Here is a 20,299-nt window from a genome sequence, read left to right on the forward strand (position 1 = left end):
AGCAAAGGGCCTTTACCGGCAATTTACCCAACGCTTACGTGGCTAACGTGCTGAACTGCAAATGAAAACGGCCTGATCGAGTCAGGCCGTCTTGTGTTGCGAAGTATTACCGGTAACGGTCCGGCAGTACCTGGCAGCGTGTTACTTGAGAACGGACAGCGCCGCGTCGTAGTTCGGCTCCTGACCGATTTCCGGCACCAGTTCGCTGTGCAGGACGGTGTTGTTTTCGTCCAGCACCACGACCGCACGGGTGGTCAGGCCGACCATTGGGCCGTCAGCGATGGCCACGCCGTAGTCCTCCAGGAACTCGGCGCCGCGCATGGTGGACAGGTTTTTCACGTTTTCCAGGCCTTCGGCGCCGCAGAAACGGGCCTGAGCGAACGGCAGGTCAGCCGAAATGCACAGCACGACGGCATTGTTCAGGTCATTGGCCTGGGCGTTGAATTTGCGCACCGAGGTGGCGCAGGTCGGGGTGTCGACGCTTGGGAAGATGTTCAGCACTTTGCGCTTGCCGGCAAAGGTGTCCAGGGTGACGTCAGACAGGTCGGCGCCGACCAGTTTGAAGGCCGGGGCCTTGCTGCCGACTTTTGGCAGTTCGCCGCTGATTTGTACCGGGGAGCCTCTACGAGTCACTTGAGCCATGAGCTGAGTCCTTATTCTGAGGTGGCAGGTTCGGTGTACGACAAGACCGGAAGTTAACCACGAAACCGGTTAGCGACCTACCGGTATACACGAAAATGTTGCCGATTGAGGTGTCGGGCACGGTCAGTCCGCGGGTTTGTCCAGCAGGCCCGGCGTGGCACACAATTCGACCATCCAGTCGACGAACACCCTCACCCGCCGCGACATCTGGCGGTGCGCCGGGTACAGCGCGGTGAGGGGCAATCGGGGCTGAGGATGATCGCTCAACACTTCGACCACTTCGCCGCGCTGCAAGGCCTCGGCGGCGTGATACCAGGGCGTCTGCACCAGACCGTAGCCCGCCGCGCACGCCGCCAGATAGCCGTCGGCGCTATTGGTCGCCAGGGTTTTGGGCAAGCTTAGCTCCTGATCCCTGCCGTCAATGACGAATTCGAGCCCATAGCGTTTACTCGATGTCGCGGAAAAATATTCGATGACCTTGTGCCGCTTCAGGTCCTCCAGGGTCAGCGGCGTGCCGTGACGTTCCAGGTACGCCGGGCTGGCGCACACCACCTGCCGCATCTGCGCCAACGGGCGCGCCACCAGCGAATGGTCCAGCGCCTGCCCGCCACGGATCACGCAATCGACGCCGTCGCGGATCAGGTCCACCGGGCGGTCGCTCATGCCCACCTCCATTTCCAGACCGGGATAACGCTCCGTAAAGGCTGGCAGCGCAGGCATGAGGATCAGCCGCCCCACGCCCGACGGCATGTCCACCCGCAGCACGCCTTCCGGGGCTTTGGCGCTGGAGGAAAAGATCGACTCGGTGTCGTCCAGGTCATTGAGCAGGCTGACGCAGCGCTCGTAATACGCCTGCCCGTCGGGCGTTGGCGTGACTTGCCGGGTGGTGCGCCGAAGCAACTGCACGCCAAGGTGCGCTTCGAGCTGTTTGATCAAGATCGTCACTGACGCCCGAGGCATGTGCAGGCTGTCGGCAGCCTTGCCAAAACCGCCCAGGTCGACAATGCGGGTGAACGCGCGCATGGCATTGAAACGGTCCATCGTGGCTCCGGCGGTCAGGGATTGTTTAGAAAAAGCCAACAGTGAAAGCACTTTTAGCCGGTTTATCCCGCCTCTGTCGAGGGGCACCATGGGTGAGTCTTGAAACCGTTCGACATTCAAAAGGAACGCAGCATGCAAACGCGTCAACTGGGCAAAAACGGACCTCAGGTATCGGCCGTCGGGCTGGGCTGCATGGGCATGACCGATTTCTACACCACCGGCGGCGACACACAGGAAGCCATTGCGACGATTCACCGCGCGCTGGAACTGGAGGTCACGCTGTTCGACACCGCCGACATGTATGGCCCACACACCAACGAAGAATTGCTGGGCAAGGCACTGGTCGGCAAGCGGGATCAGGCGTTCATCGCCAGCAAGTTCGGCATCGTGCGCACCCCCGGCGATGCCGGTGCCCGTGGCGTCGACGGCAGCCCGGAATACATTCGCAACGCCATCGATGGCACGTTAAAGCGATTGAAGATCGACACGCTGGATTTGTACTACCAGCACCGGATCGATCCGAAGATTGCCATCGAAGAATCGGTGGGCGCCATGGCCGAGCTGGTCAAGGCCGGTAAAGTCCGTTACCTGGGGCTGAGCGAAGCGTCGGCGGCCACGCTGGAACGCGCGCACAAGGTCCATCCGATTGCCGCCCTGCAGACCGAATACTCGCTATGGAGCCGGGAGCCGGAAGAAAACGGCGTGCTGGAAACCTGTCGCAAACTGGGCATCGCGTTCGTGCCCTACAGCCCGTTGGGCCGTGGCTTCCTCACCGGCACCCTGAAAAGCCCCGACGACTTCGCGGCCGACGACTACCGCCGCAGCAGCCCGCGTTTTCAGGGCGAGAACTTTGCGAAAAACCTTCGGTTGGTGGAAAAGGTCCAGCAACTGGCGGCGGACAAAGGCATCAGTGCGGGGCAACTGGCATTGGCTTGGGTGCTGGCCCAGGGCAACGACGTGATCCCGATCCCAGGGACCAAGCAGCGTAAATACCTGGAAGAAAACGCAGCAGCGCTGGACGTGAAGCTTAGCGCCGGTGAGTTGCAGGCGCTGAAGGATTTGTTCACGGTGGAAGCGGTGTCCGGTGGGCGGTATCCGGAAGCGGCGATGAAGTTGGTGAATGGCTAGCAGTGAGCACCTGTAAGAGTGAGCTTGCTCGCGATGGCGGTGTGCCAGGCACCTATTGTGGTGTCTGGCGAAACGTAATCGCGGGGAAGATCACTCCTACAGGCTTGCTGACACTCAGAAATCCCGTTTGTAGAAAATATCCAGCGAACTCGCCACGCCGCTTGCCGCTTCCAAATACACCTTCTTGCTCAGCAAATACCGTAACGCGATGGTATTCGCCGGTTCGAACACCCCTACGCCATACCGCAAGCTCAGTTTGTCGGTGATCTTGCCGCTGGCGACGACGGACGTTTTGTCGCCGCTGCCGGAGGTGTCGAGGTCGAAGTCCTGGATGCCCAGCCCTGACGCCAGTTTCCCCGCCGTGGACGACCCGCCTGCCAAGCCCAGGGCCAACGCGGCCTGGGCCATCATGTTGCTGTCTTCGCCGTTGGTGCTCAGCGGACGGCCCAGCACCAGGTACGACAACGCCTGTTCCTGACTCATCGCCGGTTCCGAAAACACCGTGGTCGTCGGCTGTTCGGCGCTGCCGGTGAGGCGAATGCCCGCAATCACGTCATCGGTCTGACGAATCGCTTCGATGTCCAGATACGGCTGGTCCACCGGGCCCGCAAACAGCAGCCGCGCCTTGCGGATGGTCAGGCGCTGGCCGTACGCGCGGTAGCGGCCGTCGTTCAGGTTCAGTTCCCCCCGGGTGTCGAGATTGTCGCCGATGTGCACGTGCCCTGCCAGATTGGCTGTCAGCCCAAAGCCGGTGAAGCTCAGCTTCTCTTGCCCCACCTCGACGTTGACGTCCATGGCAATGGCCATCGGCGGTTTGCCCTCCTTGGTCTGCGCACCGACGATCACCGTGTCGTCGGAGACCTTGACCGTGGACGGCGGCAACTGGCGCACCGTGATCTCGCCTTTGGGGATCAGCACCTTGCCGGACACCGCCAGTCGATCCCCTTGCAGGGTGATCTTCAAGTCGGGCGCGGCTTCGAGCTTGGCATAAGGCTCGACCGTGATCGGCAAATGCGAACCTTGCAGGCTGACATCGACATTCAGCGCCTCCGCCCAGCCGATGTGTCCGCCAATGCTGCCCTGCCCGGTCGGGCCGCTGTTCCAGCTGCCCTTCAGTTGCACGTTCTCGCCCGCAATCAGCGCCTGAACATTGAGTTTCTCCAGGCTGACGGGCAGTTCCGGTCCGGACACTTCGCCGTCGCTCAAGGTGACGTTGCCGTTGACCTGCGGCGCCAAGAGACTGCCGGTGATGCGTCCATTGCCGTTGAGCTTGCCGTTGAGCTTCTCGATCATCGGCACGAAGGGTCTGGCCACCGACACGTCCAGCCCGCTCAGGGTGAAGTCGCCACTGACGGGCTTGTTCTTGCCCAGAGGATCGATGCTCAAACTGGCGAGCAGCTCTCCCAGCTTGCCGCCCCGAAAATCAAGGCGAGTGTCGACCTTTTTCGGTGTCAGGCTGCTGGTGAGTTTCAACGCCTGATACGGAAAATCCAGCCACTGGTTTTTGTCTTTCACGCGCAACGTGCCGCCGCTGGCGTCGATCACGATCTGGCCGTTCGGGCCCGATGCCGGAACGTCCAGTTGCACGTCGGCGTTGAGCGAACCCTTCCAGGCGAAATCCTTGGGCAGCCATTGCGCGAGGCTTTCCAGCGGGAATTGCTTGAGGTGGTAACGCAGGCGCGGATCAGGCATCAGGCGTTGGTCCTCGCCACACAGGCTCGCAGGCCCGGACATCCAGCAGTGGGCGCCGAAGTTGATCTTGCCGTCCGCCAGCCGCTCCAGCTTCGCCGGTTGTTGCAGCTTCCAGTCCTGGCCGCCGGTCTGGATGTCGCCGCTGGCCAGCCGCCCGCGCCAGTTGCCTTTGTCAAGGGTGCCGTCGAGGGCAAGGGCCAGCTTGAGCAGAGGGCCTTGCAGGTCAAGCTTGAGCTGCTGTCGCTTGATGTCGCCCTGCCCGTTCAGGGTCAATGTGCCCAGCGCGGTGTCACCGGTCTGGATGCCGGTGGTTTTCAGGTCGATGTTCGCCCGCTGCGCGCCGTCGAGCTTGGCGGCCAGGGTCAGGGTTTGCAGCTTGTGAGTGTCATACGCCAACTGCGTGCCTTGCAGCGCCAACTGACCTTGCGGGGCCTGCAGCGTGCCCGCCAGATCCAGACGGCCCTTGGCCTGTCCCTGCAAGCGCGGCCACAGTTGACCGAGTCGGGGCAGGCTCATGTCGAGCTGCGCTGTCAACTTCTGTTGCAGGCTGCCGGTGCCCTGTATGCGGTTGTCCCCCAGCCGAATGTCCAGCGCGCTGACCGTCCACTTGTCACCGGCGCCGTCGGCCTTGGCTTGCAGAACGGCAGGCTGTCCACGCAGGCGGCCTTTCAGGTCCAGGTCGGCGTTCAGGTTGAGCTGATCGTTCTTGAAGGCGCCTTTGCTGCGCAGCGGACCGGCCAGCGAACCGGGCAACTCGCCGACCCAGAACGACGGGTCGAGGGCGCTGAGGTCAAGCGCGGTGTCCCACGACACGCCGTCGGCGAAACCGACGTTGACATGACCACTGGCCTTGCCCTGCCCGGCCACCAGTTCGACTTGCGGCAGGAAAATCTGTTTCAGGTCGCCACTGAACGGGCTGCCCAATGTGAACGGCCCCGCCGGGCCTTTGAACGCCCCTGCGAAATTGCCGAGGTATTTGCCATCGGTGTAGGAGACTTCTCCGGTGAAGGTGTGAACGCTGACCTGCGGTTCGTCGATGACCGGGTACAAGCGATGCCACGGGAAATCCAGCCAGTCGATTTTCGCATCGGCATTCACGCCCTTCTGCCAGTCAACCTTGCCGCTCGCCTTGAAGTGCTGGGTCGGGCTGGCAGTCAGGTCCAGCGCGTCGATGTCCGCGCCTTTGGCGTCCACACGCCCTTGCAACGCCAGCGCCACGGGGCCCTGCTCTGCTGGTAGCGTCGCGTTGCCTAAGATTGCGTAGCCTTGGGCCAGATCGCCTTTGGCGTTCAGGCTCAGGCCATTGAGTTGCAGCATGTCAGGCAGGTCGGCGCTGGGCTTGAAGGCGTCGCTGGTAATGGCGACGTCGGCAGGCAGGTTGTCCACCAGCGGTTGCAGCTGGCCGACCAGTCTGGCGTCGATGTAGCCATGGGTCTGGGCGTTGAGGTTCACTGTCTTCAGCAGATCGCCATTCACGTTCAGCGTCAGCGAAAGCGGCTGACCGCTCACGTCCGGCAGTTTGACCTGCCCCTCGGCGGTCAACGGCCAGTCGGCCGTGGGGTTGAGCAGGCCGGTGAGGTCGAGGACGATGTCGTCACGTTGGGCATGGACTGAATCAATCTTCAACCCCTCGGCCGTCCAGTGCGCCGCGAGCTGCACGTCGCGTACCTGTTCCAGGCCGTCAAGGTGCACGCTGCCCACGTGCACCTGTCCCAGTTCAAGGGCGAGCGGCAACTTGAGGTCCGGCAAGGTGATCGGGCCGTTGCCAGGTTCAGCGCCTGAAGGAGGAAAGTGCAAACGGACATCGCCGGTTTGCAACGTGTCGATGCACAGGGTCATGCGGGTCAGGCAGCCTGGCGACCAGGCGAACACCGGCGCGTCCACCTCGACTGTGCTCTCACCCTGTTGCCAGACCAGCGAATCCGCCTGCCATTGGCCACCAAGCCGGCCAGAGAAGTTGTTCAACTGCAAACCGGGCACTTGGCCCAGCGCCCAACGGCTGCCGGTTTCGGTGCCGAGAATCAAGCCCACGCTTGCGCCGATCAACACCACGACGCCCAACACAGTGATCGCGCCATACAGCGCGACCCGTTTAAACAGTGCCGCTTTCGTCACAGTTCAGGTCCCATCGAGAAGTGCAGACGAATGCCGCCGTCGTCATCCAGTGCGTGTGCCAGGTCCAGGCGCAGCGGGCCGACCGGCGAGACCCAGCGTATGCCGATGCCGACACCGGTTTTCAGGCTCGGAAGGTCCAGCGAGTTGAACGAGTTGCCCTGATCGACGAACGCCGCGACGCGCCATTTCTCGGCAATCGAATACTGATACTCGGCACTGCCCGCGATCATGTAGCGCCCGCCGATCTTGTCGCCCTCGTCGTTTTCCGGCGACAGCGACTGGTAGTCGTAACCGCGCACGCTTTGGTCGCCCCCGGCAAAGAAACGCAGCGACGGCGGAATGGATTTGTAGCCGTTGGTGGCCGTACCGCCCACTTGGAGGCGCCCGAGGAACCGGTGGTTCTGCGCCACAGTGGTCAGGCCCTTGACCAGCGCCGTGCCGTGCACCACGTTGGCGTCCGACCCCAGCCCCTCTTTCGCGACTTCAGTTTCGAATTGCAGGCGATAGCCGTTGTGGGGGTCGATGCGGTTGTCGCTGCGCAGGTAGGAATAGCTGATGCCGGGCATCAATAAGGTGCTGATGCCTTCGTCATTGCCAAGTCGATATTCTTCGCGCTGCCATTTGAGGGAAATGACTCGCTCCCACCCGCTCGGCAGCTTGCTGTGCCACTCCGGCCCGACGGTGAGCAATTTGCTCAGGCTGTCGGTGTCAGCGATTTCTTCATACTGATAGCCACCGGCAAAGCGCAATTTGTCGGTCAGGGGTGGGTCGAGCGGGATGTCGTAGAACAGCCCGACGTTCTGCCGGGGCGCCGACAGCTCGGACTCGATGCCGTAGCTGTGACCTTCGGTGTTGACCCAGTGCCGCGTCCAGTTGGCTTTGACCCGTGGCCCCACGTCCGTGGAGTAACCAACGCCAAGGCCCATGGTCCGGGGCTTGCGGGTTTGCAGTTGCACGTCCACCGGGATGGTCTGCGCCTGTGCGGCCGTGGGCGAGGCGTCCACGCGCACGCCTTCGAAATAGCCACTGGACTGCATCGCCTGGTTGAGGTCGGCGATCAGCTCGGAATCGTAGGGGGTGTCCTCCTTGAACGGGACCATGCGCCGCAGCAGGTCTTCGTCGAACGGCGCGTCGCCACTGAACGTGACCTTGCCCAGCATGAAACGCGGGCCACTGTCGTAGACCAGTTCGATGTCAGCCACGCCCGCGCGGGGGTCGACCGACAGCCGTTGGGTCACAAAACGTCCATTGAAAAAACCGTAGCGGGCGGCCTGATTCTGGATGAGTTTCTTGGCGTCTTCGTAATAGCCGTGGTTGAGGGCAGCGCCCGGCTTGAGCGCGTCGCTCTTCGGCACCTTGAACGCCTTGAGTTGACTCGCGGGGCCTTCGATCCGCACCGTGACGTTGCGCAGGTGCACGGGCTCGCCGGGCTGCACGTTCAGGACCAGGTGCAGGTCTTTGTCAGTGTGTTTGATCTCGCTGTCGATCTGCGCCTGATAGTAGCCGAGGGCTTGCGCCGCTTTTTGCGCCTGTTCGACGGCGCCGACGCTGAACCGTTCGAGGGCCTGCTCGTCACGCTCGCCGAGGCTGCCCACGTACCCCTCGATGTTGGACTTGAGTTCTGAATTGGCAGGTTTGATCCGCACCTCCAGTTGCGCGTCGGCGAACGCGGCGCAACTGGAAAACATCAGGAGAAAACCACTGGTGAATCGAACAGGAAACTTCATAGGCGCGGATGCTAACACGAGCGGCGGGGGCTGCTGGAACCCGCAAAAAGGGAGAAGAAACCCGACGTCACACCCTCGAACCCATTGAAACCTGAGGGTTCGGGTGAAAAAACACGTGTTCGCGGATAGGTCCTACAGCAACTTCGCCGATTTCCTCGTAGCCCTGTCTTTTATAGAAGTCGAGATAGTGGCCGTTTCCGGTGTCGAGGACGATGCCCTGAGAGTTTTCATCGACGGCGCACCAGTCATGCAGTGCTTGCAATAGCTGTTCACCGTAGTGCTGGCCCTGAAAATCCGGGTGCACTGCGAACAAGGGCAACACGTGCACGGCATCGGACGGCAAGCACGCGAGCACCGCCTGGTAATACTCCAGATACCGCTGTGTACACCGCAAACCGGTACCCATGACCATACGCAGTCGCCAGGCCCAGCTCTCAGTGATGCCCAGACGGCGCTGCGGCGGTGCGATGAGGGCAACCCCCACCAACCGGTCCTGGACGAAAAGCCCCAGCGCGGGCATGTCTTGCAGAAAGTGTTGTTTGACCAATTCACGAATGGTCGCGCGCACCCGCTGTTCATAACCGGAACGCCCGGATTCAAAGAGGTAGGCAAAGCTGGGTTCGTGGCGATAGGCCTGGTACAGCAGCGAGCGGGACTCTCGTGAATAACCGCTGTCCAGTTGGCGGATGTCAGGCGAAGCGTTCGCAGGTTCAGGCATGTAATCGTGTCCCTTTCGATGACGACCCGACGCGTGGGGCCGGATTCGTGGTGTCAGGGTTTCGAGTCCTGGCCGTTGTCGACAGTTCCGGCGAGTTTTTCAGGCGTTTCCCACAGCGTAGCAGCCCTGCCTGATCGCGAGTTTGTGCGGCGATGCTGGCCGTCGCTGAGCAGGTCGGCTAGCATCGCTGTTTGATTTTTGCCAGGACTGCCGTCTATGAAAATTGTGTCTTTCAACATCAACGGCCTGCGCGCACGCCCGCATCAACTGGCGGCATTGATTGAAAAGCACCAGCCTGACGTGATCGGCCTGCAGGAAACCAAGGTCTCCGACGACCAGTTTCCTCAGGCTGAAATCGAGGCGCTGGGCTACCACGTGCACTTCCACGGGCAGAAGGGCCATTACGGAGTCGCCCTGCTGTCCCGTCAGGCGCCACTGGTCCTGCACAAAGGCTTCGACACCGACGACGAAGAGGCTCAGCGTCGCTTCATCTGGGGCACTTTCGCTGATCGCAACGGCCTGCCGGTGACGATCATGAACGGCTATTTCCCACAGGGCGAAAGCCGCGATCACCCGACCAAATTCCCGGCCAAGACCAAGTTTTACGCCGACCTCCAACAACTGTTGGAAACCCGTTTCAGCAATGATCAGCCGTTGGTGGTGATGGGCGACGTGAACATTTCGCCGGAAGACAGCGACATCGGCATCGGCCCGGACAACGCCAAGCGCTGGCTGAAAACCGGAAAATGCAGCTTCCTGCCAGAAGAGCGTGAGTGGATGGCCAAGTTGAAGAACTGGGGCCTGGTGGACAGCTTCCGCCACCTGTACCCGGAAGTGGTCGATCAGTTCAGTTGGTTCGACTACCGCAGCCGTGGTTTTGAGGACGAGCCGAAGCGTGGGCTGCGCATCGACCTGATCCTCGCTTCCCATGGCCTGCAACCGCGAATCAAGGCCGCTGGTGTGGATTACGACCTGCGCGGGATGGAAAAACCGTCGGATCACGCGCCGATCTGGCTGGAGTTGAGCTGATTCCCGAGGCGGTAAGGCAGTTGTAACCGTCCGGCCCACCCGGCCAGCGGTGGCGTTTCGAACGTCGCCACCGCTGGCAGGCGGTGTTGTAAAAGGCGTGGCCTAAGACTTGTCACATTACAGCAACGCATCTGTCTTATTCTCCGGCCACTTTCGGCCATAAGAAGTTGCCGCACATGTCGCGCACTCGCCTGTTCTTTTCTTTCTTTTTTATCTGCCTGCTACCGCTGTCAGCGTACGCCGCCGCTCCGCTTCCCGTCCCGGGGGATGGCTCGCCTGTGCTGCGCCTTCAGGGCTCGAACACCATCGGCGCGCAACTGGGGCCTGCACTGGTCGCAGGGTTGCTCGATCAGCAAGGCGCCCACGGCATTCAGCTGCAACCCGGCGTGCAGCCCAATGAAATGCGGGTCGTCGGGCAAATGCCGTCAGGGCAAGCCGTCAGCATCGACATCGCCGCTCACGGTTCGAGCACAGGTTTCGCGGCGTTGAAAACCGGCCAGGCGGATCTCGCCGCCTCCTCGCGCCCGATCAAGAACAGCGAAGTGAACGACCTCGCGACGCTCGGCGACCTGCGCGGGCACGAGGCCGAACAGGTCATTGCCGTCGACGGCGTGGCGGTGATCCTGCACCCCGCCAACCCGATCCGGGAGCTGAGCATCACGCAACTGGCCAAAGTGTTTTCCGGGGAAATCCGCGACTGGGAAGCACTCGGCGGCACCGGTGGCCCCATTCATCTCTATGCGCGAGACCAGCAATCCGGGACGTTCGACACCTTCAATGAGTTGGTGCTGGCCAAATCGGGCAAGAAGTTGGCCCCGGACGCGAAACGCTTCGAATCCAGCGAAGCGTTGTCCGATGAAGTCAGCCAGGACCGCCACGGCATCGGCTTCATTGGTCTGCCCTATGTCCGCCAAAGCCGTGCGGTGGCGATTATCGACGGCGAATCCAAACCCATGCTGCCGACCATCAGCCTCATCGCGACCGAAGATTACCCGCTGTCTCGTCGCCTGTACTTCTACCTGCCGCCGCAATCGAACCAGCGCTGGGCCAAGGCGCTGGTGCGGTTCGCCCAAAGCCCGCAAGGCCAGTCCATCGTGGCGCAGAATGGTTTTGTGGCGCAGACCGTCCAGGCTGTCAAAGTCCGGGCCACCTCGGAGATGCCCGCCGAATACCAGAACCTCACCCGTGAGGCCGAGCGGCTGTCGGTGAATTTCCGCTTCGCCCAGGGCAGCGCCACGCTGGACACCAAGGCCCGGCGCGACATCCGGCGGGTGGTCGATTTTCTGAAAACCCATGACAAGCTGAACCAGAGCGTCACGCTGGTAGGGTTTGGCGATGCTAAAAGCGACCCGGCACGGGCGCAGCTCTTGTCGAAACTGCGGGCGATGGCGGTGCGCCGGGAATTGCTGAAAGGCGATGTGATCTTGCGTGATGTGCGCGGTTTCGGCGATGAAATGCCCGTGGCGGCCAACGATGCCGACGAGGGCAGGATCAAGAATCGTCGGGTTGAGGTGTGGGTTCAATAGGACATGCGCAAGTCGCGGCATGTGCATTGCCCTTACCACCGATTCGCGAATGAATTCGCTCCCACAGTGGAGTCTGCGTTAGAACGAAATTCTGCGGCAACACAAGGTTTCTGTGGGATCAGCGTCAGGCGGATCATTCGCGGCGACGCAGGACTACTGTGGGAGCGAATTCATTCGCGAAAAGCCGGTTCAGGCAATGACCTTTCACTGCCTGAAACCCGGCTCTGTGATTTTGCGCAAAATCGAATCAACGGTGCTCGCTGCGCATCATCTCTTTCGGCACGTATTTGCCAATCTCAAACTTCCCAATCGCCGCACGGTGGACTTCGTCCGGCCCGTCCGCCAGGCGCAGGGTACGTTGCATCGCATACATGTAAGCCAGCGGGAAGTCGCCCGAAACCCCTGCTCCGCCGTGAATCTGGATGGCGCGGTCGATTACCCGCAGCGCAACGTTCGGCGCCACGACCTTGATCTGCGCGATTTCGCTCTTGGCCACCTTGTTGCCGACCGTATCCATCATGTACGCGGCTTTGAGGGTCAGCAGCCGCGCCATGTCGATTTCCATGCGCGAGTCGGCGATTTTGTCGACGTTACCGCCCAGACGTGCAAGCGGCCGACCGAACGCCGTGCGCTGCACCGAGCGTTTGCACATCAGTTCCAACGCCCGCTCCGCCATGCCGATCGAACGCATGCAGTGGTGAATCCGGCCCGGACCAAGGCGACCCTGAGCGATCTCGAAGCCGCGCCCTTCACCCAACAGGACGTTCTCGTACGGCACGCGGACGTTCTCGAACAGCACCTCGGCATGGCCATGGGGTGCATCGTCGTAGCCGAAGACCGGCAGCGGACGCACGATCTTCACCCCCGGTGCATCCGTCGGCACCAGGATCATTGAATGTTGTTGATGACGAGGGCCGTCCGGGTTGCTCAAGCCCATGAAAATCATGATTTTGCAGCGCGGATCGCAGGCACCGGATGTCCACCATTTGCGGCCATTGATGACCCACTCGTCGCCATCGCGCACGGCACGGGCGGCCATGTTGGTGGCATCGGACGAGGCCACGTCAGGTTCGGTCATCGCAAAGGCCGAGCGGATTTCGCCCCGCAGCAGCGGTTCGAGCCACTGCTGCTTTTGCGCGTCGCTGGCGTAACGCACCAGCACTTCCATGTTGCCGGTGTCCGGCGCCGAGCAGTTGAACGGCTCCGGCCCCAGCAACGAACGGCCCATGATTTCCGCCAAGGGCGCGTATTCCAGGTTGGTCAGGCCAGCGCCCAATTCGGATTCGGGCAGAAACAAATTCCACAGCCCTTCGGCTTTGGCCTTGGCTTTCAGTTCTTCCATGATCGCGGTCGGCTGCCAGCGGTCCCCTTCCGAGACCTGGCGCTCAAACACAGGCTCGGCCGGGTAGACGTAGGCGTCCATGAACGCCGTGACGCGCTCGCGCAATTCCTGGACCTTGGGGGAGTAAGCGAAATCCATGGGCAGCTACCTTCTGATGAGGTGTTTCAAGACATGGAAGCGATGCTAGATCAGGCCCCTCCATTTATCTAACCTATTCTCGGCGTGTATAAACATTCATCACTGATATATGATCGGCGCGTTTCGGCACGAAAGTCCCAACTACAACAACAGCGTGAGGCGCATCGCAATGAATCTGAGCAAGGTCGATCTCAACCTCTTTATTGTCTTTGACGCCATCTACACCGAGGCCAACCTGACCCGCGCCGGTCAGATCGTCGGCATCACCCAGCCAGCTGTGTCCAATGCCTTGGCCCGTCTTCGCGAGACCTTCAACGATCCGCTGTTCGTGCGCACCGCCCAAGGCATGGTGCCAACGCCGATGGCCCAGAACATCATTGGGCCGGTGCGTAATGCGCTGTCGCTGCTCCGGGTGTCGGTGCAGGAGAGCCGGATTTTCAACCCGCTGCAGGCGAACAAGAACTACCGCATCAGCATGACCGACCTCACGGAAGCGATCATTCTGCCCGCGCTGTTTCAGCGGCTGCGCCGCCTTGCCCCGGCGGTCACCATCGAAAGCTTTCTGTCCAAGCGCCGGGAGACCACCAAGGAACTGGCGGCGGGTCGGCTGGATTTCGCCGTAGACGCGCCGTTGAACACCGACCCGCAGGTGCGCCACGTCAAGCTGATGGAAGACAACTACGTCTGCGCCATGCGCAAAGGGCATCCGCTGGCGAACAAAGGCTCGATAACGTTGGACGACTATCTGTCGGTGGCGCACATCCACATCTCCAGTCGCCGCAGCGGGTTGGGCTACGTCGATCTGGCGCTGGGCAAAATGGGCATCCAGCGCAAGATCGCCCTGCGGTCGCAGCATTATTTGATGGCATCACAGGTGCTGCACCAGACCGACATGGTCATGACCGTGCCAGAACGCTTCGCCCGGCGTAACGACCTGCATTTCGTTCACCTCCCGGTGAACGATGTGCCAAGCGTGGAGACCCACTTGTACTGGCACGAAAGCACCGATCAAGACCCGGCGAACCGTTGGATGCGGGAGCAGATCATTGAGTTGTGTCAGCTGGTGATTGCGCAGGAACGCAAACTTGAGAAAGAGCTTGAGGTTGCAGTTAAGTAGCGATGAATCAATAGGTTATCCACTTAACCTCAAGTTGATCATCGATTTGAGCTATGGAAAACCCTGGCGCCGTGAACATGCACTTCACACGCATTCCACCTGGCACCTTGACGTTTACGTCAAGGTCGCCGTACGTTAGCCGAACGCTTCCCTCGTTCGAGCCCCGCCATGAACCACCCGACTTACAGCATTTCCGACCTCGCTCGCGAGCTGGACATTACCACCCGCACCATTCGCTTTTATGAAGAACAAGGCATGCTAAGCCCCGAACGCCGTGGGCTGGAGCGCATTTATTCAGCGAGGGACAAGGTCACGCTGAAGCTGATTTTGAGGGGCAAGCGCATCGGGTTTTCCCTGGCCGAATGCCGGGACTTGATCGGCTTATACGACCCCAGTGGCGACAATCAAAAGCAACTGACCACCATGCTGCAGAAGATCGCCGAGCGTCGCGCCCAACTCGATCAGCAGTTGCTCGACATCCAGCAGATGCAGCTGGAACTGGACACCGCCGAAGAGCGCTGCAAAGAAGCGCTGAAAAATACCGTTAAATAACAAATGAATAGCGCATAAACCTGATGCTGACAGTGAGGATGAATTTGCCATGTCGCTGCCCCAACGCGTACGTCTGGTCGAAGTCGGCCCCCGTGACGGCCTGCAAAACGAGGCGCGCCCCATCGACGTTGCCGACAAGATCCGGCTGGTGGACGATCTTTCCGACGCCGGGCTTGGCTATATAGAAGTCGGCAGTTTCGTGTCGCCCAAGTGGGTGCCACAAATGGCGGGATCGGCGGAAGTGTTCGCAGGCATCCAGCGCAAGGACGACGTGACCTACGCCGCCCTCGCCCCCAACTTTCGCGGTTTCGAGGACGCGCTGGCGGCGGGTGTCAAGGAAGTCGCGGTGTTCGCGGCGGCTTCCGAGGCCTTCTCGCAGCGCAACATCAACTGCTCGATCAGCGAAAGCCTCGACCGTTTCCTGCCGATCATGGAAGCAGCGCGATTGCACGGTATTCGCGTGCGGGGCTATGTGTCCTGTGTGCTGGGCTGCCCATACGAAGGCACCGTGCCGCCGAAACAGGTGGCGGCAGTGGCCAACGAACTGTTCGGCATGGGTTGTTACGAAGTGTCACTGGGCGACACCATCGGCACCGGTACACCCGGCGCGACCCGCGAATTGATCGACGCCGTCGCCGCCAACATCCCTCGCGGCAAACTGGCCGGACATTTCCATGACACCTACGGGCAGGCGCTGGCGAATATCTACGCCAGCCTGTTGGAGGGGATTCAGGTGTTCGACAGCTCGGTGGCGGGCCTGGGCGGCTGCCCTTACGCCAAAGGGGCCACGGGCAATGTGGCGACGGAAGACGTGGTGTACATGCTCAACGGGCTGGGCATCGACACAGGTATCAACCTCGACAAACTGATTGCAGCCGGTCAGCGCATCAGTGACGTGCTGGGCAAGGCGAACGGCTCTCGGGTGGCGAGGGCACGTTTGTCGGCCTGATGTGCGACAAGTTGTCACACAGTGTTACCCTGACCGGCATTGAAGCGATGGAAACGGGTAACACGGAAACACCCGGTGATGATTTCAGCGTGAAGCTAAATTTGGGGTTTTTCTGAAGGCCACGGTTTCCGGGCTTTTCAAAGCATTGACGAAACTTGGCATGGCTTCTGCTATGTCTTACGTACAACAAAAATAAAAAATCGCAGTAACCCAATAAAAACAAGACGTATCGGCTCTGACATAACAAGAACAAGACGGAAGAGACGCAGCTAACTGATTTTTTTGGAGTGGATCGCTTTGTGAGGCTCAGGCCTCTCGACCGGGCAGAGAACAATAAAACTACCCTCAGGTAGCTACCGCACGGGTTGAATCGCAAGATCGGAGCTACATCAGCGCTCAAAAAAATACGTTTGCTCTTGGCCCCGGATGGGGGTCGCTCAAAACCAAAAAGGTATGGCTGCCAAAAACAACAACAGGCCACCTAAAAACAAAAAAGAGCATGCAACTGAAACACCTTGAAGGGGAGCCCCGGCTCCCCTTCGTGCTGTCTGGCGTTTGGAAAACTGACGCCAGACGCTCCTTAAAAATTAGCGGGCGTGTTCGCGCTGATGATTTCTGCCTCATCCTGCCCGATGTTGCGAAAGCTGTGCGGCAGCGTGGTCGGGAAGTAATACCCATCACCGGCGTTGAGAATGCTGATCTGCCCGTCCACCGTCAGCTCGATGGTGCCTCGGGTGACCAGACCGCACTCCTCGCCCTGGGCATGCACGATTGGTTCATCGCCCGAGCCTGCACCCGGCGCGTATTGCTCACGGAGCATGCGCATCTGGCGGCTGGGCACCGAAGCGCCGATCAGCAACAGGCGCAATCCGTCGCGACCGAGATCCGGCTGTTCTCCGGCGCGGAAGACGTAGCGTTGTTCTTGAGGCGGCTGATCGAAGGAGAAAAAATCCGCCAGGGTCATGGGAAACCCCTCCAGCAGTTTTTTCAACGAACTGACCGAGGGGCTGACGCGATTCAACTCAATCAAGGAGATCGTGCCATTGGCGACTCCGCTGCGTCTGGCCAGCTCACGCTGGGACATTTTGTAGCTTTCCCGCACTAACTTCAGTCGTGACCCCGTATCCATGACAGCCCTTGGTTGATTCTGAGGGTATCGGGGGAAGTGCCTGTTTTCACACACGAAGCGTGGGCCGTTCCCCGGTTTGAGTGGGGCTGATTAGAACACGATTAAGCGCCCTGACCTAGACGGCCACGCGACATATGAACGCGACGGTTTTAGCTGGGTTGGGGTGGGTATTCCGCGATGAACTGCCCGATGACATCGGCGAAATCGTGGTCGGCGGTAAACCCGAGTTTTTTCGCATACGTTGCGGTGAATGACCCCGGCCAGGAGCCGACGATTTTCTCGATCGCCGGGTTGCGTTCCAGCCGAATCCGGTGGGCGACCTCGTCCCCCGCCGTTCGCCGCAGCGCGTCAATCATGTCTGCCACCGTGATCGATAAGCCCGGCATGTTGATCACCCGCCCCGACTGCAATTGCTCCGCCGACAGCTCATGGCCGTGAATCAGGTTGGCGATGGCCTGCGCCGGTGACATCAGCCACAGGCGCGTCTCCATCGGCACCGGGCACACGCTTTCCTGCCCGTTGAGCGGCTCACGGATGATGCCACTGGCGAAGCTCGATGCCGCAAGGTTGGGTTTGCCGGGGCGCACGACGATGGTCGGCATGCGCAAGCTGCGGCCATCGACGAAACCCCGACGGCTGTAATCAGCGAGCAGCAAATCGTTCATCGCCTTTTGTGTGCCGTAGGAGCTTTGCGGCGCCCAGACTTGATGGTCCTCCACCTGAGCAGGAAGCTGTCCGCCGAACACTGCCACGGAACTGGTCATCACCCATTTCGGGCAAGTGCCGAGGCTGCGAATCCGTTCCAGCAGCTGTTGCGTCGCGGTGAAGTTGATGCGCATCCCCAGCTCGAAGTCCTGTTCGGCCTGACTCGACACCACGGCTGCGAGGTGGAAAACGCTGTCGGTTTCGGCGCTCACCAGCCCTTCCAGCACGTTGGAGTCGGCGATGTCACCGCAGACCACCTCGACCCGAGGGTCGTCCAGACCGGTCAGCGGCACCACGTCGAAAGCCACGATTTTCGAGAGAGCCTGCCTGGCCCCTTGTCGATCGGTCAACGCGCCGCGCTGCAAGAGGGCTTCGATCAGGCGACGGCCGAGAAAGCCGGCCGCACCGGTCACGAGAATATTCATGGGTCACTCCTGTTGCTCAACGGTTAACGAGTTTTGCGGGAATCCGGAAGATCAACACCGACCCGAGGATCAGTGCACCCGCCATCACGTACAGGCCGATGGTGGTGCTTTGGGTCATGTCCTTGAGGAAGCCGATCAGATACGGCGAAACGAACCCTGCAAGGTTGCCGCACGAGTTGATCAGCGCAATCCCCGCAGCGGCCGCCGTGCCTCCGAGGAACGCCGTCGGCAGGCTCCAGAACAGTGGCAACGTGCTGAGCGCGCCCATGGCGGCGAGGGTCAGGCCGATCATCGACATCGTGAAACTGCTGCTCCAGGTCGCCGCGATGATCAGGCCGATGGCGCCGACGATGGCCGTCAGTGCGAGATGCCAGCGGCGCTCACGCACCCGGTCCGCGTGGCGCGACACCAGCAACATGGTCGCGACGGCCGCGCCGTACGGAATCGCGGTCAGCAGGCCGATGTGCAGCACGTCGGTCACGCCGGCCTGACGGACCAGCGTCGGCAGCCAGAAACCGACGGTGTAAAAGCCCGCGATCATGCAGAAATAGATCGCGGTCAGCAGCCAGATGCGCGGCTGGCGGAACACGTCGCGCACGCTGTGGGCTTCGTGGGAGTGGCTTTCGGCGTCGATGCGCGATTGCAGCAGGGTTTTCTGTTCCTGAGTCAGCCAGCCCGCGTGGGAGATGCGGTCGCTCAGGCAGAAAATCACCAGAATGCCGATGGCCACCGACGGCAGACCCTCGATGAAGAACAGCCACTTCCACCCTGCCCAACCATGAGCGCCGTCGAACACCGCCATGATCCAGCCGGACAGCGGCGCACCCACCAGGCCCGACAGCGGCACGGCGCTGGCGAACAACGCGAACATCTTCCCCCGACGGTGGGTCGGGAACCAGTACGACAGATAAAGGATGACGCCCGGGTAGAAGCCGGCCTCGGCCAGCCCCAGCAGGAAACGCATGATGTAGAACGACATCGGCGTGGTCACGAAGGCCATGCAGGACGAGATCACGCCCCAGCTGATCATGATCCGCGCAATCCACAGCCGGGCGCCGACCCTGTGAAGGATCAGGTTGCTGGGGATTTCAACCAGGAAGTACGCGATGAAAAAGATGCCCGCGCCGAGGCCGTACACCGCTTCGGAGAAATGCAGGTCATCGGACATTTGCAGTTTGGCAAAACCGACATTGACCCGATCGAGGTAGGCCACCAGATAACACAGCAGCAGGAGCGGCAGAATGCGCCACGCCGCCTTGCGGTAAGCCGCGTCTTCGGAGGCATCGGCGGCGGGCGTGCCGATGGCGCCTTGCGTCAAGGATTCACTCATTTCTTTCCCATCCCTTTGTTTTTGTCGTGGGCGATTGTTGGGGGCAGAACAGCGTGCGACATAACAAGTAACATAATACGTCATACGAATTCAACACGCTTCCTGCACGGGACGTGGCGCCGGAAATGCAGTAACGTTCATTCATTTGAAACATGAGATTTCCATGTCCGCCTCCGACCTGACCCCGCGCCCGAATGCCCCTTCCAGCCTGAAAGACGCCTCCAAAGGCACACTGGCGGATCAGGTGACGGCCGCACTCAAAGCGCATATCGCCAACGGCGAAGCCCTTCCCGGCACGCGCCTGCCCACGGAGCCTGTGCTGTGCGAGCGCTATGGGGTGAGCCGCACGGTGGTGCGAGAAGCGATTTCCCGACTTAAGTCGGCGGGTCTGGTGGAAGTGCGTCAGGGCAGCGGGACCGTGGTCTGCGAAGGTGCGCACATCAAGGCGTTCACCATCGATGTGGACGTTGGCGGCTCCATCGAAGCGGTGCTGCGCGTCACGGAATTACGCCGGGGCATTGAGGGCGAAGCGGCCGCCCTCGCCGCCCAGCGCCACACCCGTCACCAACTGGAGACCATCGAGCGTGCGCTGAAAGCCATTGATACCGCCGAACACGAAGGCCATGACGGCGTCGAGGAAGACCTGGCGTATCACCTGTCGATTTCCCACGCCACGGGCAATCCGCTTTACCCGTCCTTGCACGAATTCATCGCCCAGTTTGTGAAAGAGGCCATCCGCATCACCCGCTCCAATGAAGAGCGCCGTCAGGAAATGGCCAGCACCGTGCGCGTCGAACATGTCGCCATTTACGACGCCATCGCCGCCCGCGATCCGGAAGCTGCCCGCCAGGCCGCCCTCACCCACATCAACAACGCTGTCGAGCGACTGAAGAGTGCCGACCCGTCCTTTTGGCAGAGTCCCGTGCACATAAATCCTTGAAGCGCATGGCAGTCACCCGCAAGACTTGACCGTTCGTCGTGATTTTATAAATAG

16 protein-coding genes are annotated in these 20,299 nt (G+C 61.0%); 7 read left to right on the forward strand and 9 right to left on the reverse strand.

Features of this window, described 5'->3' with window-relative positions; translation table 11 throughout:
• Positions 1-141: 141 nt before the first annotated feature.
• Both tpx and ACWKWE_RS04550 read right to left on the reverse strand, forming a co-directional pair.
• Positions 142-642, reverse strand: a complete 501-nt coding sequence (gene tpx / locus ACWKWE_RS04545; RefSeq protein ID WP_483849801.1) for a thiol peroxidase — start codon at positions 640-642, stop codon at positions 142-144.
• Between the two features lie 123 nt (positions 643-765).
• Positions 766-1,683 carry a LysR family transcriptional regulator gene (locus ACWKWE_RS04550; RefSeq protein ID WP_483849802.1) on the reverse strand — a complete coding sequence of 306 codons (918 nt, stop codon included), beginning with the start codon at positions 1,681-1,683 and terminating at the stop codon, positions 766-768.
• Between the two features lie 132 nt (positions 1,684-1,815).
• On the opposite strand from ACWKWE_RS04550, the gene ACWKWE_RS04555 reads away from it, so the two are divergent.
• Positions 1,816-2,811 (forward strand): aldo/keto reductase, encoded by a 996-nt coding sequence (locus tag ACWKWE_RS04555; RefSeq protein ID WP_483849803.1) that lies wholly within the window; start codon positions 1,816-1,818, stop codon positions 2,809-2,811.
• A 114-nt stretch (positions 2,812-2,925) separates the two neighbouring features.
• Here ACWKWE_RS04555 and ACWKWE_RS04560 read toward each other — a convergent pair whose 3' ends face one another.
• The 3 genes from ACWKWE_RS04560 to ACWKWE_RS04570 form a co-directional block, all read right to left on the reverse strand.
• Positions 2,926-6,585 carry a translocation/assembly module TamB domain-containing protein gene (locus tag ACWKWE_RS04560; protein WP_483849984.1) on the reverse strand — a complete coding sequence of 1,220 codons (3,660 nt, stop codon included), beginning with the start codon at positions 6,583-6,585 and terminating at the stop codon, positions 2,926-2,928.
• Between the two features lie 29 nt (positions 6,586-6,614).
• Positions 6,615-8,345: an autotransporter assembly complex protein TamA gene (locus ACWKWE_RS04565; RefSeq protein ID WP_483849804.1), complete on the reverse strand. Its 1,731-nt coding sequence runs from the start codon at positions 8,343-8,345 to the stop codon at positions 6,615-6,617.
• A gap of 67 nt (positions 8,346-8,412) precedes the next feature.
• Positions 8,413-9,063, reverse strand: coding sequence for a GNAT family N-acetyltransferase (locus ACWKWE_RS04570; RefSeq protein ID WP_483849805.1), 651 nt, complete (start codon positions 9,061-9,063; stop codon positions 8,413-8,415).
• Between the two features lie 216 nt (positions 9,064-9,279).
• Between ACWKWE_RS04570 and xthA the strand changes: the two genes are divergently transcribed.
• Together xthA and ACWKWE_RS04580 are read left to right on the forward strand one after the other, a co-directional pair.
• On the forward strand, positions 9,280-10,092 hold the full coding sequence (gene xthA / locus ACWKWE_RS04575) for an exodeoxyribonuclease III (protein ID WP_401143711.1): 813 nt from the start codon (positions 9,280-9,282) through the stop codon (positions 10,090-10,092).
• A 176-nt stretch (positions 10,093-10,268) separates the two neighbouring features.
• A complete protein-coding gene (locus tag ACWKWE_RS04580) occupies positions 10,269-11,618 on the forward strand; it encodes a substrate-binding domain-containing protein (RefSeq protein WP_483849806.1) in 1,350 nt (449 codons plus the stop codon).
• 247 nt (positions 11,619-11,865) lie between these two features.
• Here ACWKWE_RS04580 and ACWKWE_RS04585 read toward each other — a convergent pair whose 3' ends face one another.
• A complete protein-coding gene (locus ACWKWE_RS04585) occupies positions 11,866-13,098 on the reverse strand; it encodes an acyl-CoA dehydrogenase (RefSeq protein WP_166594607.1) in 1,233 nt (410 codons plus the stop codon).
• A gap of 169 nt (positions 13,099-13,267) precedes the next feature.
• On the opposite strand from ACWKWE_RS04585, the gene ACWKWE_RS04590 reads away from it, so the two are divergent.
• The 3 genes from ACWKWE_RS04590 to ACWKWE_RS04600 all read left to right on the forward strand — a co-directional run bounded on the left by ACWKWE_RS04590 (position 13,268) and on the right by ACWKWE_RS04600 (position 15,716).
• Positions 13,268-14,215, forward strand: a complete 948-nt coding sequence (locus ACWKWE_RS04590; RefSeq protein WP_166594608.1) for a LysR family transcriptional regulator — start codon at positions 13,268-13,270, stop codon at positions 14,213-14,215.
• Between the two features lie 168 nt (positions 14,216-14,383).
• Positions 14,384-14,767, forward strand: a complete 384-nt coding sequence (locus ACWKWE_RS04595; RefSeq protein WP_483849807.1) for a MerR family transcriptional regulator — start codon at positions 14,384-14,386, stop codon at positions 14,765-14,767.
• Positions 14,768-14,816: 49 nt separating this feature from the next.
• Positions 14,817-15,716 (forward strand): hydroxymethylglutaryl-CoA lyase, encoded by a 900-nt coding sequence (locus ACWKWE_RS04600; RefSeq protein ID WP_483849808.1) that lies wholly within the window; start codon positions 14,817-14,819, stop codon positions 15,714-15,716.
• A 580-nt stretch (positions 15,717-16,296) separates the two neighbouring features.
• Here the strand turns inward: ACWKWE_RS04600 and ACWKWE_RS04605 are convergent.
• The 3 genes from ACWKWE_RS04605 to ACWKWE_RS04615 form a co-directional block, all read right to left on the reverse strand.
• The gene (locus tag ACWKWE_RS04605) at positions 16,297-16,845 is read right to left on the reverse strand and encodes a cupin domain-containing protein (protein WP_341958107.1); all 549 of its coding nucleotides are present in this window, start codon (positions 16,843-16,845) and stop codon (positions 16,297-16,299) included.
• Positions 16,846-16,994: 149 nt separating this feature from the next.
• Entirely contained in the window at positions 16,995-17,975 is a 981-nt protein-coding gene (gene denD / locus ACWKWE_RS04610) for a D-erythronate dehydrogenase (protein WP_483849809.1), read from the reverse strand.
• Positions 17,976-17,991: 16 nt separating this feature from the next.
• Entirely contained in the window at positions 17,992-19,305 is a 1,314-nt protein-coding gene (locus tag ACWKWE_RS04615) for an MFS transporter (RefSeq protein ID WP_483849810.1), read from the reverse strand.
• Positions 19,306-19,468: 163 nt separating this feature from the next.
• On the opposite strand from ACWKWE_RS04615, the gene ACWKWE_RS04620 reads away from it, so the two are divergent.
• Positions 19,469-20,245, forward strand: coding sequence for a FadR/GntR family transcriptional regulator (locus ACWKWE_RS04620; protein ID WP_483849811.1), 777 nt, complete (start codon positions 19,469-19,471; stop codon positions 20,243-20,245).
• Positions 20,246-20,299: the final 54 nt, after the last annotated feature.

It is taken from the genome of Pseudomonas salicis (assembly GCF_057128705.1).